12 protein-coding genes are annotated in these 13,662 nt (G+C 56.9%); 10 read left to right on the top strand and 2 right to left on the bottom strand.

Features of this window, described 5'->3' with window-relative positions; all coding sequences use genetic code 11:
- Positions 1-6: 6 nt before the first annotated feature.
- Both NR302_RS11745 and NR302_RS11740 read left to right on the top strand, forming a co-directional pair.
- Entirely contained in the window at positions 7-867 is an 861-nt protein-coding gene (locus tag NR302_RS11745) for a ketose 1,6-bisphosphate aldolase (RefSeq protein WP_008105480.1), read from the top strand.
- A gap of 4 nt (positions 868-871) precedes the next feature.
- Entirely contained in the window at positions 872-1,921 is a 1,050-nt protein-coding gene (locus tag NR302_RS11740; RefSeq protein WP_061717631.1) for a carbohydrate kinase family protein, read from the top strand.
- Here NR302_RS11740 and NR302_RS11735 read toward each other — a convergent pair.
- Positions 1,858-2,604, bottom strand: a complete 747-nt coding sequence (locus NR302_RS11735) for a response regulator (RefSeq protein WP_258143527.1) — start codon at positions 2,602-2,604, stop codon at positions 1,858-1,860. The two genes, NR302_RS11740 and NR302_RS11735, sit on opposite strands and share 64 nt — an antisense overlap.
- 510 nt (positions 2,605-3,114) lie before the next feature.
- Here NR302_RS11735 and NR302_RS11730 point away from each other — a divergent pair.
- Positions 3,115-4,413: an NCS2 family permease gene (locus tag NR302_RS11730; protein ID WP_008105472.1), complete on the top strand. Its 1,299-nt coding sequence runs from the start codon at positions 3,115-3,117 to the stop codon at positions 4,411-4,413.
- Between the two features lie 168 nt (positions 4,414-4,581).
- Positions 4,582-5,148, top strand: a complete 567-nt coding sequence (locus tag NR302_RS11725) for a hypothetical protein (RefSeq protein WP_258143526.1) — start codon at positions 4,582-4,584, stop codon at positions 5,146-5,148.
- Between the two features lie 50 nt (positions 5,149-5,198).
- Here NR302_RS11725 and NR302_RS11720 read toward each other — a convergent pair whose 3' ends face one another.
- The gene (locus tag NR302_RS11720; protein WP_154189992.1) at positions 5,199-6,647 is read right to left on the bottom strand and encodes an AMP nucleosidase; all 1,449 of its coding nucleotides are present in this window, start codon (positions 6,645-6,647) and stop codon (positions 5,199-5,201) included.
- Positions 6,648-7,047: 400 nt separating this feature from the next.
- Here NR302_RS11720 and NR302_RS11715 point away from each other — a divergent pair, with 400 nt between their 5' ends.
- The 6 genes from NR302_RS11715 to NR302_RS11690 all read left to right on the top strand — a co-directional run bounded on the left by NR302_RS11715 (position 7,048) and on the right by NR302_RS11690 (position 13,594).
- Positions 7,048-8,163 (top strand): branched-chain amino acid ABC transporter substrate-binding protein, encoded by a 1,116-nt coding sequence (locus NR302_RS11715; RefSeq protein ID WP_008105464.1) that lies wholly within the window; start codon positions 7,048-7,050, stop codon positions 8,161-8,163.
- 82 nt (positions 8,164-8,245) lie between these two features.
- On the top strand, positions 8,246-9,160 hold the full coding sequence (locus NR302_RS11710) for a branched-chain amino acid ABC transporter permease (RefSeq protein ID WP_008105462.1): 915 nt from the start codon (positions 8,246-8,248) through the stop codon (positions 9,158-9,160).
- A gap of 10 nt (positions 9,161-9,170) precedes the next feature.
- The gene (gene livM / locus NR302_RS11705) at positions 9,171-10,451 is read left to right on the top strand and encodes a high-affinity branched-chain amino acid ABC transporter permease LivM (RefSeq protein ID WP_008105460.1); all 1,281 of its coding nucleotides are present in this window, start codon (positions 9,171-9,173) and stop codon (positions 10,449-10,451) included.
- Entirely contained in the window at positions 10,444-11,319 is an 876-nt protein-coding gene (locus NR302_RS11700) for an ABC transporter ATP-binding protein (RefSeq protein ID WP_008105458.1), read from the top strand. Before livM ends, NR302_RS11700 begins: the two co-directional genes overlap by 8 nt.
- Positions 11,312-12,061 (top strand): ABC transporter ATP-binding protein, encoded by a 750-nt coding sequence (locus tag NR302_RS11695; RefSeq protein WP_258143525.1) that lies wholly within the window; start codon positions 11,312-11,314, stop codon positions 12,059-12,061. The genes NR302_RS11700 and NR302_RS11695 overlap by 8 nt, the downstream gene beginning before the upstream one ends.
- A gap of 120 nt (positions 12,062-12,181) precedes the next feature.
- On the top strand, positions 12,182-13,594 hold the full coding sequence (locus NR302_RS11690) for an EmmdR/YeeO family multidrug/toxin efflux MATE transporter (protein WP_154157375.1): 1,413 nt from the start codon (positions 12,182-12,184) through the stop codon (positions 13,592-13,594).
- Positions 13,595-13,662 lie beyond the last annotated feature (68 nt).

Below are 13,662 nucleotides of genomic sequence, written 5' to 3'. Positions count from 1 at the left end.
CCTGATATGGCACTGATTTCCCTGGCGCAGGGTTTGGCCCATGCGCAACAGAACGGCTACGCGCTCGGCGCGTTTAACGTCCTCGATACCCATTTTCTGCGCGCGCTTTATCAGGCCGCTGAGCGGCAGCGCTCACCATTTATCATCAGCATCGCCGAAGTGCATTTTAAGTACGTCAGCCTCGAACATCTGGTCGCCGCCGTGCGCACCGAAGCGGCGCTGCACGATATTCCGGTGGTGCTGCATCTCGATCACGGCCTGCACTTTGAGGCGGTGATGCAGGCGATTCGTCTTGGTTTCACCTCGGTCATGTTCGATGGCTCGACGCTCAGCTACGAGGAAAACGTACGCCAGACGCGCGAAGTGGTGAAGATGTGCCACGCGCTTGGCGTTTCGGTGGAAGCCGAACTCGGTGCGGTGGGCGGCGATGAAGGCGGCGCGCTGTTTGGCGAGGCCGACAGCGATAAATTCACCGATCCGGCGCAGGCCGCTGATTTTGTGCACGCCACCGGCATTGATTGCCTGGCGGTGGCGATTGGCAATGCGCACGGCAAATACAAGGGCGAACCCAAACTCGACTTCGACCGGCTGGCGGCGATTCGCTCGACGGCTGGCATTCCGCTGGTGCTGCATGGCGGCTCCGGCATTAGCGATGCGGACTTCCGCCGCGCCGTTAGCCTCGGCATCAACAAAATTAACTTCTACACCGGCATGTCGCAGGCGGCGCTCGGCGCGATTGAAGCGCAGATTACCCAGCGCGATGCGCGCTACGACTCCTTTGCCGAATTGCTGATGGCGGTGGAGCGCGACATCGCTAACGTGGTGGCGCAGCAGATGCAGGTATTTGGCAGCGCCGGGAGGGCCTGACAGCATGGTGCGTAACGGAATCATCGGTGCCGGCAGCATGCTGGTGGATCACGTGCAGCGCATCAGCCACTGGCCGGAACAGGGCTGGCTGACGGAAATTCAGCACAGCGAGAAGTGCAGCGGCGGCGCGGCGCTCAACGTGCTGTTTACCCTGGCGCGCATGCAGCTGAACTTGCCGTTGGCGGGCGTTGGCATGGTGGGCGAGGACAGCGACGGCGACTACATCCTGCAACTGCTGGATGACCATCACATCGACCGCCAGTTTGTGCAGCGCACCGCAGGTATCAACACGGCGATGACGCAGGTGATGACTACGCCGGACGGCCAGCGCACCTTCTTCCATGCTCGCGGTGCCAATGGCAAGCTTGATTTGGCGCATTTCGCCGACGTCTCTACTGCACATCGCATCTTCCATCTTGGTTATTTGCTGCTGCTGGATAGCCTCGATGTGCCGGATGAGGAATACGGCACGCGCAGCGCACGATTGCTGGCGCAGATGCAGCAACGCGGCTACCTCACCTCACTCGATTTGGTGTCGCGCGTGGGCGAATATCGCCCGCTGGTGGTGCCTGCGCTACGCTGGCTCGACTATCTGGTGATTAACGAACTGGAGGCGCAATCGCTCACCGGCGTAAGTCTGCGTACGCCGCACGGGCTTGCTGCACCCGCAGCCTTTGCCGAGGCGGCGACCTGGCTAATGCAGCAAGGCGTACGTCAGCGAGTGGTGATTCACGCACCGGAAGGCGCGTGGGGCCAGCAAGCGGACGGCGAAGGGCGCTGGCAACCGGCGTGGTGTTTAGCGCCGGAAGAGATTGTGGGTAGCGTTGGCGCGGGCGATGCGTTTTGCGCCGGTGTACTTTATGCCAGCCACGAAGGCTGGTCGCTGACGGAAACGCTGAAGCTGGCGCACACCTGCGCCTGTTTTAATCTGCATGCCGCAAACGCGCTGGACGGCACGCGGCCATTAGCCGAGATGCAGCGCTGGATGGATCAGGCGATTTGTGTTTCACGCGCCGAAGAGGCAGGACGCATCACGTCGGCGGAGAAAACATAGCCGAGACCGCGAATGGTGCGGATCAGGCTCGGTTGATGCGGGTTGCTTTCGATCTTGCGTCGTAGCCGCATAATCAGTACATCAATGGTGCGATCAAACACTTCAAGGCTTTCGCTGTGCGTCAGTTCGAGCAGTTGATCGCGGGTTAATACTTTGCGCGCATGCGCCACCAGCGCGCGCAGCAGCGTATATTCACCTTGCGTCAGCGGCACGCTTTCGCGCTGCGGATTGAACAGCTGACAGCGCGCATCGTCCAGCCGCCAGCCGTTGAATTGCCAGCCTTCATCCGGCAACGCTTCCGGTTGCGCCAGTCGTCCGCAGCGACGCAGTGCAGCGCGCGCTCGTGCCACCACCACGCGCGGGTTGAACGGCTTGGCGATGTAATCATCCGCGCCCATCTCCAGTCCCACCACCATGTCCGCTTCCGAACCCATGCCGGTCAACATGATCACCAGCAGATCGGGACGCTGCCGCTGCATCTGTTGCAGCACCAGCAAGCCGTTGGTGTCTGGCAGCATCATATCCAGCATCACCAGCGAAATTTCCGGGTGCAGCGACAGCAGGGCCAGCGCATCTTTACCCTGATGGCAGCAATAAACGGTAAATACATGTTCATTCAACACATCGTGCAGCAATTCGCACACTGCACGATCATCATCGACCACCAAAATCGCGGGCTTCATGGATGCGCCTCTTTTGTTACGAAAGGGTTAAAAGCAGTGTAACCCGATGTTTTTTACCTGCTGATTCAGGCAACAGAAACGTGAGCGCCATCGCCTGGCAGAGTGCGGAAGCGTGCAGTGCCGCACTCTTTTTGCCAAACAATCGTAGCGAGGGAAAACGATTGCGCAGCGCTGGTGCAATGCACCATAATCGCGCCTCATTCTGGTTCGGAATTATCCTAAGCGAAGCATTATTCGGAAACGTAATCGATTGCGTAGGGTGATGGCATAGCTATTGCTATACCCTAAATAATTCAAGTTGCAGGAAGGCGGCAAGCTTACGCATCTCCGGGAGCTTACTTAAGTAAGTGACCGGGGTAAGTAAGTGCAGCCAACGCATCTGCAATTTGAAGGATGACGGATATGTGGACAGGGGAAGGTTAAACGCCTTGCGTCCAATAAAAAAATAAGTCTGTAAACCACATTGGCAAGGAGCGCGCGCATTCGTGCCGACTCCGCTCATGAGAGATGATGATGTTAGAAAAACTCTTCAAACTAAAAGCGCACAACACAACGGTTCGCACAGAAATTATTGCGGGGATCACCACCTTCCTGGCAATGGCTTACATCCTGTTTGTTAACCCGAGCATTCTCGGTGCAACTGGCATGGATAAAGGTGCGGTCTTCGTGGCGACCTGTCTGGCAGCGGCGATTGGCTGTGTGTTAATGGGCCTGATCGCTAACTATCCGATTGCACTCGCACCGGGCATGGGCCTCAACGCCTTCTTTACCTATACCGTGGTTCTGCATATGGGTTACACGTGGCAAGTCGCACTGGGCGCGGTGTTCTTGTCGGCGGTGATCTTCTTTGCCATGTCGCTTTTCAAAATTCGTGAGTGGATTATTAACAGCATTCCGCTGCCGCTGCGTGCCGGTATTGGTGCCGGTATCGGCCTGTTCCTGGCGATAATCGCGCTGGAAGGCGCGGGTATCGTGGTGGATAACCCAGCTACGCTGGTTGGCCTGGGCGACCTGACCAAACCGGGTCCGCTGCTGGCGCTGCTCGGCTTCTTCATCATTGTGGTGCTGGAAGCGCGTCGCGTTACCGGCGCGGTGCTGATCGGCATTTTGGTGGTGACTTTCATCTCCATGGGCATTGGCCTGACGCCGTTTGGCGGCGTGTTCTCTGCTCCGCCTTCTATCGCGCCAACCTTTATGCAGTTGGATATTGCGGGAGCTTTTAACGTTGGCCTGGTCAGCGTGATCTTCGCCTTCCTGTTCGTGGACGTGTTCGATAACACCGGCACCTTGCTGGGTGTGACCAAGCGTGCTGGACTGGCGGATGAGCAGGGCAACGTGCCGAAAATGGGCCGTGCGTTGATCGCAGATAGCGCCGCTGCGCTGTTTGGCTCGCTGCTCGGTACGTCAACCACCACCAGCTATGTGGAATCTGCTGCGGGCGTCAGCGCCGGTGGCCGTACCGGTTTGACGGCAATTGTGGTGGCGATTCTGTTCCTGCTAAGCCTGTTCTTCTCGCCGCTGGCGGGCAGTGTACCGGTTTATGCCACCGCGCCAGCGCTGCTGTTTGTTGCGGTGCTGATGGCGTCTGGTCTGGCAGATATTGACTGGAAAGACATCACCACCGCCGCGCCGGTAACCGTGACTGCGTTGACGATGCCGCTGACTTACTCAATCGCCAACGGTATTGCCTTCGGATTCATCACCTGGACAGTGGTGAAACTGCTGAGCGGCCGCACCAAAGAGGTCAACCCGGCGCTGATCATTCTGTCGATTCTGTTTGTCATCAAACTGGGCTGGCTGAGCGCGTAAATCTTGCTTAACGGAAGCCCGCTCGGGCTTCCGTGTCTGCTGTTGCATCCCTTCGTTTATTTTCTGCGTGTCACCTCGCAATCCTTTTTGATGCTCACTTTCCTTCAATCTCAAAACGGCCCAGGCTGTGCGTGTTGTTTAAACCTGCCCGCAAAAAATGTGCTGCGAATGGCGGGATCGTGGAATGTTAATGCTGCGCAAATCTGTTTCACTAACGGTGTGGTGGAAAGATTGAGCAACGTGATGGAAGAGGATTCGGTGATGGATTACCCCATTAGCAATACAACTCGTGTGTTCCCACCGCTTATTTTTGACGTTGGAAACAAAGGAGATCATCTAATGGAACAAATAACCAAACGGGTTGAACAGCTGGAAAAAAACACGCAGCAGATTCAGACAGATGTTGCGGTGCTAACGGCGCGTTCAGAACATTTTGCTACTAAAGCGGATATCGAAAAGGTTAGAGCCGAGCAGGGCGTCATGCGGGTAGAGATTATGGGCGAGCTCGGGGCGCTTGAACAACGTATCGATAAAAAGTTTGAGCGGATGGAAGACAAATTCGATAAAAAGTTCGAAAAGATAGATGAGAAGTTCGAAAGAGTTGATCAACGATTCAATCAGTTGGAGGATAAAATAGCTGCCTTCAATAACAGCATAACCTGGAAAATCATGTTACCAACCGGCCTTCTGGTGTTGGCGTGGTTTATGCAGAATATCGTTTTGAAAATGTCATGACGCGCTTTACTGCACTGTTCCGGCCCTTCATGGGCCGGAACCCATTATGATTACCTAAACGGCGGCTCGTTAAAGGTTCTCAGCTTCCTCGAATGCAGCTTATCGCCTTCAGCTCGCAGCAGTTCCACCGCGCAGATGCCAATTTGCAGGTGCTCTGAAATCGCACCTTCGTAGAAGCGGTTTGCCTGGCCCGGTAGCTTAATCTCGCCGTGCAGCGGCTTATCCGATACGCACAGCAATGTGCCGTAGGGCACACGGAAGCGGTAGCCCTGTGCGGCGATGGTGGCGCTCTCCATATCAACCGCAACGGCGCGGCTCAGGTTGAAGCGCAGCGCAGAAGCGGAGTAACGCAGCTCCCAGTTACGGTCATCGGTGGTGACCACGGTGCCGGTGCGCAGGCGCTGTTTAACTTCTTCACCGGGCATGCCGCTCACCGCTTTGGTGGCGTCATACAGTGCGCGCTGCACTTCGGCGATGCTGGGGATTGGGATATCTGGCGGCAGTACGCTATCCAGTACGTGGTCGTCGCGCAGGTAGGCATGCGCCAGTACATAGTCGCCGATGGTCTGGCTTTCACGCAGCCCGCCGCAGTGGCCAATCATCAGCCAGGCGTGCGGACGAATCACCGCCAGATGGTCACAGATGGTTTTGGCATTGGACGGGCCAACGCCGATGTTCACCAGCGTAATGCCGCGACGATTCGGTGATGTCAGGTGCCAGGCGGGCATTTGGTGCTTCTTCCACGCCAGATCGGACATCATCGCCGTCGGGTCTTGAGTATCGGCAGTGATCACCACTTCACCGGCGCAGGCCAGGCTGTCGTAAGGCGTGTTGGGATCCTGTACTTGCTCAATTGCCCAGCGCACGAACTCATCAACGTAGCGCGTGTAGTTGGTGAACAGCACAAACGGCTGAAAGTGCTCTACGCCGGTGCCGGTGTAGTGGCGCAGGCGAGCCAGTGAGAAATCGGTGCGCAGCGCGTCAAAGTGCGACAGCGGGAAAATCGCATTGGCGTGGAACAGGCCGTCGGCGGTTTCATCACCGATTTGTGACAGTTCGGTGGTCGGGAAATGGCGTGCGATGCTGGCACTCATTGAGCGGTCTAGTGACAAGCCGTCAATCACATAAGGATAAGGAATTTCCTGCTGGGATGGCGCGACCTCAATCAGCACGTCGTACTCTTTTTCCAGCATCTGCAACTGCTCGCTGAGATAGTGGCGCAGCAGCGCCGGGCGCGTGATGGTGGTGCTGTAGCTGCCGGTGTGGGTAAAACGTCCCCATGCGCGGGTACGATTTTTCTGCGGGCCTTCGCCAAGCCAGGTGATACGCAGCTGCGGATAGACAAACAGCCCTTGCTGGCGAGCGCCTTCATCCGGCAACTGCCCGCTGGCGGTGAAATCACGAATGGCGTTGCGCAGCGCGTCAACGGCTGCATCGTACAGGCGCTCTAATTCGTCCAGCGCTTGCTGGCTGCTCAATCCGTTCCGTTGTGTATTCATGGGTTCTCCTTCAGGAAACGTGGACCGTTTTCACCAGAGCATAGCGGATAAACCCTTCGTGACGATGAAGAATCTGTGATCGACCGCATTCTGCACCATCACGGTGCTGGTGCATGGCGTAACCACAGCTATGTTTATGATCAGCAGGGATGTTACATCGCGTGTCTCCTGTTCTGGAGCGATGCCCGAGTAATAAATCGTCTACCTTCGCGGTATTGGCGAGCTTATTGCTTAGTTTTCAACCGTGGCCTTAATGAATCTATCTCTTTCCTAAAAAGAGGTCGCCATGAATGGCGACCCTACGGGGGATGGGCCGCATGCTGTTTTGCCAAAGTTTCAGAAATTGATTTCTCCCATGCCGTGGTATGGCTCCGTTCCTGACCCGTTGAGGATTGAAAGCATGTCTTTGAAATTCATAAAACACCCAATGAAGGTGGCGATTGCAGGTTGTTTAAGCGTGGCCTTTTACGCTCAGGCAGATATTAAAATTGGTGTTGCCGGTCCTTTCTCTGGGCCTAATGCGACGTACGGCGCGCAATACTGGAAAGGCGCGAGCCAGGCTGCGGAGGATATCAATGCGGCGGGCGGCATCAACGGCGAGAAAATCGTGCTGGTACAGGGCGATGATGCTTGTGAACCGAAACAGGCGGTATCCGTCGCTAACCGTCTGGTTGATCAGGATAAGGTGATGGCGGTGGTCGGCCACTTCTGCTCCTCATCCACCATGCCCGCCTCGGAAGTCTATGATGAGGCCGGCGTGCTGGCGATCACCCCCGGATCAACCAACCCGAAAATTACCGAACGCGGCATGAAAACCATGTTCCGCATGTGTGGCCGTGATGACCAGCAGGGCGCTATCGCTGCGGATTACATCATCGACAAGCTCAAAGCCAAGAACGTGGTCATCATTCATGACAAAGACACTTACGGCCAGGGTTTAGCGGATGCCACCAAAGCCTCGCTTGAAAAGCGTGGTGTGAAAGAAGTGCTGTATGAAGGGCTGTCGCGCGGTGAGAAAGATTTCAATGCATTGGTAACCAAGATCGGCGCGCTGAAACCGGACGTGGTCTATTTCGGTGGCTGTCATCCGGAGGCCGGTCCGCTGGTGCGCCAGATGCGTGAGCAGGGCGTTAATGCCGCCTTCTTCTCTGGCGACTGCATTGTGACTGAAGAGATGGTGACGGCAGCAGGCGGCCCGCAATACACCAAAGGCGTCTACATGACCTTCGGTAACGATCCGCGCACCATTGCCGATGGCAAAGCGGTGATCGAGAAATTCCGCGCTAGCGGATTTGAGCCAGAAGGCTACACCTTGTATGCCTACGCCTCCGTGCAGACGCTGGCGGCTGCTTACAAAGCGGCAGGCAAAGACAACGCTAAGGCCAGCGACTGGCTGAAAGCCAACAGCGTTGATACCGTGATGGGCAAAAAAGCCTGGGACAGTAAAGGCGATCTCAAAGTGTCGGATTACGTCGTGTACCAATGGGACGACAAAGGCAAGTATCACCAGCTGTAATGTGCCACGCGGCCCCGCGCAGTGCGGGGCCATTCGCGATTGAGCGCGAGGTGTGCGCTCCCATTGAGTACGAGACGACATTATGGACGCCTTCTTCTTACAGCAGCTGATCAACGGTTTAACGCTCGGTGCCGTGTATGGTCTGATCGCCATCGGCTACACCATGGTTTACGGCATCATCGGCATGATCAACTTCGCCCACGGCGAGGTGTATATGATCTCCGCCTATCTGTGTGCCATTGGCTTATCGCTACTCAGCTTTTTCGGCATTCACTCCTTCCCGCTACTGATTTTCGGCACCTTAATCTTCACCATCATTGTCACTTCGGCTTACGGCTGGGCGATTGAGCGTATCGCTTATCGGCCGCTGCGTAACTCGACGCGCCTCGCACCGCTGATTTCGGCGATCGGCATGTCGCTGATTTTGCAGAACTACGTGCAGCTGAGTCAGGGGCCGAATCAACAGGGCATTCCCACGCTGCTGACCGGCGTGTTGCGCATGGAGTTTGATGGCGGCGTGGTGCAGATCACCTGGACCAAAATCTTCATCCTGATCGCCGCATTTTGCGGTATGGCGCTGCTGACCTGGATTATCCAGTACACCAAACTCGGGCGTATTTGCCGTGCGGTGCAGCAGGATCGGCGTATGGCCTCGATTCTCGGTATCAATACCGATCGCGTTATCTCGCTGGTGTTTGTGATTGGTGCGGCGATGGCGGGATTGGCTGGCGTGCTGGTGACCATGAATTACGGCACCTTTGATTTTTACGCCGGATTTATCATTGGCATCAAAGCCTTTACTGCGGCGGTACTCGGCGGCATCGGTTCGCTACCGGGCGCGATGCTCGGAGGATTATTGCTGGGCGTCGCGGAAGCGCAGTTCGCCGGGATGGTGAATTCTGACTACAAAGATGTGTTCTCGTTTTCGCTGCTGGTGGTGATTTTGATCTTCCGCCCGCAAGGACTGCTGGGACGACCGCTGGTCGCTAAAGTGTGAGGAAGCCCCGATGAATGCAATGACGCAAAGTCCTCTGCGCCAGGCGCTGCTCGACACGCTGCTGGCGGGATTGGTGGCGCTGGTGGTGTTTGGTCCGATTGTTGGCGTGGTGCTCGACGGTTACAGCTTCAAGCTCTCGCCACAGCGCGTGGCGCTGCTGGTGGCGGTGGTGATGGCGGGGCGCTTGCTGTTTAGCGTGTTTCTGCACGCGCCTTTTGGTCAGCGCATTATGCGCAAGTTTGCCAGCAGCGATGACGGTGTTTACGTGCGCGAGCCCGGCTATCGTTCGCGTCTGCGCTGGATATTGCCGCTGCTGCTGATCGTGGCGCTGGCCTTTCCGTTCCTCTCCAGCAAATACCTGCTGACGGTAGCGATTCTCGGCCTGATATATGTGCTGCTCGGGCTGGGTTTGAACATTGTGGTTGGCCTCGCCGGATTACTCGATCTCGGTTACGTCGCCTTTTATGCCATCGGTGCGTACGGCCTGGCGCTTGGCTATCAATATCTTGGATTGGGTTTCTGGAGCATGCTGCCGCTGGCGGCGCTGCTGGCGGCTTTTGCCGGTGCGCTGCTTGGGTTCCCGGTACTGCGTATGCACGGTGATTATCTGGCTATTGTTACGCTCGGCTTTGGTGAAATCATTCGTCTGGTGCTGACCAATTGGGTGGCCTTTACTGGCGGTCCGAACGGGGTTTCTGTGCCGTCGCCGACTTTCTTTGGCCTTGAGTTTGCCCGCCGCGCGCGCGATGGCGGCGTGCCGTATCACGAGTTTCTGCATGTCACTTACAACCCAAATATGAAGTTTATCTTCATCTATGTGGTGCTGGTTCTGGTGGTATTGCTGGTGCTGTGGATCAAGCATCGCCTAACGCGCATGCCGATTGGGCGTGCCTGGGAAGCGCTGCGTGAAGATGAGATTGCCTGCCGCGCAATGGGGCTCAATCATGTGTTGGTTAAGCTTTCGGCCTTTATGCTGGGCGCGTCAACGGCGGGGATTGCTGGGGTGTTTTTCGCCAGCTATCAGGGCTTCGTCAATCCTACCTCGTTCACCTTTTTTGAGTCGGCGCTGATTCTTGCCATTGTGGTGCTCGGCGGCATGGGATCGACGCTTGGCGTGGTGCTGGCGGCGTTTGTGCTGACGGTGGCGCCGGAGCTGCTGCGCAGCTTTGCCGAATACCGCGTGCTGCTGTTCGGCATGTTGATGGTGCTGATGATGATCTGGCGGCCGCGCGGGCTGGTGCGCACTGCGCGCGTCGGCGTGCCGTTGCGAAAAGGAGTGCGCCATGAGTGATGCCATTCTGCAAGTGAACAATCTGATGATGCGCTTCGGCGGTATCAAGGCGCTCAATGATGTCAGCCTGGCGGTGGAGCGCGGTTCGGTGACCTCGCTGATTGGCCCCAACGGCGCGGGTAAAACCACGGTGTTTAACTGTCTGACCGGCTTCTATCGCGCCACCGGCGGACGCATTGTGCTCAACGCCAACCAGCGCAGCACCGATGTGATTCAGGTGCTTGGGCAGAAAATCCATGCGGGCGACTGGATCAATCCCACCCGGCTCGGCTCGCGGCTCTGGTACAAGATGTTTGGCGGCGCGCATCTGGTGAATCGCGCCGGGCTGGCGCGTACTTTCCAAAATATTCGGCTGTTCCGCGAGATGTCGGTGATTGAGAACCTGCTGGTGGCGCAGCATATGCAGGTCAATCGTCAGCTGCTGGCGGGCGTGCTGAACACGCGCGGCTACCGTGAGGCGGAGAATCGCGCGCTGGATCGCGCTTTCTACTGGCTGGAAAACGTCGATTTAGTCGCCAGCGCCAACCGCTTGGCCGGTACGCTCTCTTACGGTCAGCAACGGCGGCTTGAGATCGCGCGCGCCATGTGTACGCGCCCGGAGCTGATTTGTCTGGATGAACCGGCGGCCGGGCTGAATCCGGTGGAAACCGAGGCGCTGAGCGAAATTCTGCATCGTCTGCGCGCCGATCATCGCATCAGCGTGTTGCTGATTGAACATGACATGCCGATGGTGATGCGCATTTCCGACCACATCGTGGTGCTCGATCATGGCGATGTGATTGCTCAAGGCACGCCGCAGCAGATTCGTCACGATCCTAAAGTGATTGCCGCCTATCTCGGCGCAGAAGAGGAGAGCGATCATGGCTGAACCGATGCTGGCCTTTGAGCAGGTTGATGTGTTTTACGGTCCTTTGCAGGCGCTGAAACAGGTATCGCTGACGGTGAATCAGGGCGAAACCGTGGCGCTGATTGGCGCTAACGGCGCAGGGAAATCTACGCTGCTGATGTCAATCTTTGGTCAGCCGCGCATTGCCAGCGGCGAGATTCGTTTGCGCGGTGAAGCGATCAGTCAGCGTTCCACGCACTTCATCGCCGCCAGCGGCATTGCGCAGGCACCGGAAGGGCGGCGCATCTTTCCTGATATGACGGTGGAAGAGAACCTGCTGATGGGCACCATTGCCATCGGCGAACGGTTTGTCAAAGAGGATAAAGAGCGTATGTATCAGCTGTTTCCGCGCCTGCTGGAGCGGCGCAAGCAGCGCGCCATGACACTTTCCGGCGGCGAGCAGCAGATGCTGGCGATTGCCCGCGCGCTGATGAGTCGACCCAGGTTGTTGCTGCTCGACGAACCCAGCCTGGGCCTCGCGCCGATCGTGGTGAAGCAGATCTTTGGCATCCTGCGCGAGTTGACTCAGCAAGGCATGACGCTGTTTCTGGTGGAGCAGAATGCCCGCCATGCATTGCAGCTGGCGGATCGCGGTTATGTGATGGTGAACGGTGAGATTCGCCTGAGCGGTAGCGGTGCCGAGCTGCTCAACAATGATGAAGTGCGCAGCGCCTATTTGGGGGGCGCAGCCGATCCTGCGGTGGTGGCGACAAAAAGTTTGTAATAATGATTAAATGGTGAGGGGAAACACTTTGCATAATTCTCAGTGGCCTATCATCATTATTACTCTTCTTCCTCTCCAAAGTGATTTGGTAATCCCTTGCAAAATCCTGGCGTAGCAGTGATGCGGGCGGTCAGAAACACGGCGTGGTATCCCAAACGCCGCTCTTACCGTACGTTGTTCTGGCGAGAAATCACCCCATTAGCCGTACCCATCTTTATCGAAAACCTCTGCGTGATGCTGATGGGCGTCCTCAGTACCTTCCTGGTGAGCTGGCTGGGTAAAGAAGCGATGGCGGGCGTTGGTCTGGCCGACAGCTTCAACATGGTGATCATCTCCTTCTTTGCCGCTATCGATCTTGGTACCACGGTTGTGGTGGCGTTCAGCCTGGCAAAACGCAACGGCAAACGAGCGCGAGCCGCCACGCGACAGTCGCTGGGATTGATGACCGCGCTGGCGTTTGTACTGGTGATCGCTATCGAGTTTTGGGGGCATCTGATCATTGATGTGATTGCCGGCAGCGCTGATCCCAAAGTGAAAGAGCTGGCGCTGAGCTATCTGCAAACCTCGGCGTGGAGCTATCCTGCGGCGGCGATTGCGCTGATTGGTAGCGGCGCGCTGCGTGGTGCGGGTAATACCAAAATCCCGATGCTGATCAACGGCGGCATGAACATTCTCAACATCGTGATCAGTAGCGTGCTGATTTACGGCTGCATGGGTTGGGAAGGGCTGGGCTTTGTCGGTGCCGGATTGGGTTTAACCATCTCGCGCTATATCGGTGCGGCAGCGGCGATATACGTGCTGTATCGCGGTATTACGCCCGCACTGAAAATCTCCATCGCCAGCTATTTCCGGCGCTGGGATCGCAATATTCTGATGGAAGTGTTGGGCATTGGCGTGCCCGCCAGTATTGAATCGGTGCTGTTTAACGGCGGCAAATTGCTGACGCAGATTTTTGTCGCTGGCATGGGCACCAATGAGATCGCCGGTAACTTTATCGCCTTCTCAATTGCTTCGCTGATTAACCTGCCGGGTAACGCGTTGGGATCGGCATCGACCATTATTACCGGGCGCAGGCTGGGGCTGAATCAGGTGATGCAGGCGGAACGGCAAATCAAACACGTATTCTGGCTGGCGATGATTGGATTGTGTTCGCTGGCGTTGATTACCGTGCCGCTCGCCGGAACACTCGCGCAGTTTTACAGCCGCGATCCGGAAGTCATCTCAGTCACCAAGCATTTGATTTGGCTTAATGCCGCCTTTATGCCGATCTGGACCGCGTCATGGGTGCTGCCCGCCAGCCTGAAGGGCGCGCGCGATGCGCGTTACACCATGTATGTGTCGATGTTCAGTATGTGGGGCGCACGCGTGGTGGCCGGTTATTTCCTCGGGATTGTGCTGGGCATGGGCGTGATTGGCGTGTGGCTCGGTATGTTCCTCGACTGGACGGTACGCGGCGTATTCTTCTGGTGGCGACTCACCAGCGGCAAATGGCTGAACAATTATCGCAAGATGATGGCGAAGAGTCGGGGATAACGCATTGGCCTGGTCGCCATAAATGGCGACCCTACAGTTGTTTGCCAGGGCTTTCGTAGGGTGCGCAT

Origin of the sequence: Pantoea sp. SOD02 (genome assembly GCF_024707505.1) — a bacterium.
In the GTDB taxonomy this organism is placed as follows: domain Bacteria; phylum Pseudomonadota; class Gammaproteobacteria; order Enterobacterales; family Enterobacteriaceae; genus Pantoea; species Pantoea symbiotica.
The sequence above is the reverse complement of the archived record's forward strand: the minus strand, read 5'-3'. Positions and strand labels throughout refer to the sequence as shown.

What these genes read in the sequence shown, in the direction of transcription:
- NR302_RS11745 (WP_008105480.1), top strand. Translation starts at nt 7, where the DNA reads ATGGCACTGATTTCCCTGGCGCAGGGTTTGGCCCATGCGCAACAGAAC.
- NR302_RS11740 (WP_061717631.1), top strand. Translation starts at nt 872, where the DNA reads ATGGTGCGTAACGGAATCATCGGTGCCGGCAGCATGCTGGTGGATCAC.
- NR302_RS11735 (WP_258143527.1), bottom strand. Translation starts at nt 2,604, where the DNA reads ATGAAGCCCGCGATTTTGGTGGTCGATGATGATCGTGCAGTGTGCGAA.
- NR302_RS11730 (WP_008105472.1), top strand. Translation starts at nt 3,115, where the DNA reads ATGATGTTAGAAAAACTCTTCAAACTAAAAGCGCACAACACAACGGTT.
- NR302_RS11725 (WP_258143526.1), top strand. Translation starts at nt 4,582, where the DNA reads ATGGCGGGATCGTGGAATGTTAATGCTGCGCAAATCTGTTTCACTAAC.
- NR302_RS11720 (WP_154189992.1), bottom strand. Translation starts at nt 6,647, where the DNA reads ATGAATACACAACGGAACGGATTGAGCAGCCAGCAAGCGCTGGACGAA.
- NR302_RS11715 (WP_008105464.1), top strand. Translation starts at nt 7,048, where the DNA reads ATGTCTTTGAAATTCATAAAACACCCAATGAAGGTGGCGATTGCAGGT.
- NR302_RS11710 (WP_008105462.1), top strand. Translation starts at nt 8,246, where the DNA reads ATGGACGCCTTCTTCTTACAGCAGCTGATCAACGGTTTAACGCTCGGT.
- livM (WP_008105460.1), top strand. Translation starts at nt 9,171, where the DNA reads ATGAATGCAATGACGCAAAGTCCTCTGCGCCAGGCGCTGCTCGACACG.
- NR302_RS11700 (WP_008105458.1), top strand. Translation starts at nt 10,444, where the DNA reads ATGAGTGATGCCATTCTGCAAGTGAACAATCTGATGATGCGCTTCGGC.
- NR302_RS11695 (WP_258143525.1), top strand. Translation starts at nt 11,312, where the DNA reads ATGGCTGAACCGATGCTGGCCTTTGAGCAGGTTGATGTGTTTTACGGT.
- NR302_RS11690 (WP_154157375.1), top strand. Translation starts at nt 12,182, where the DNA reads ATGCGGGCGGTCAGAAACACGGCGTGGTATCCCAAACGCCGCTCTTAC.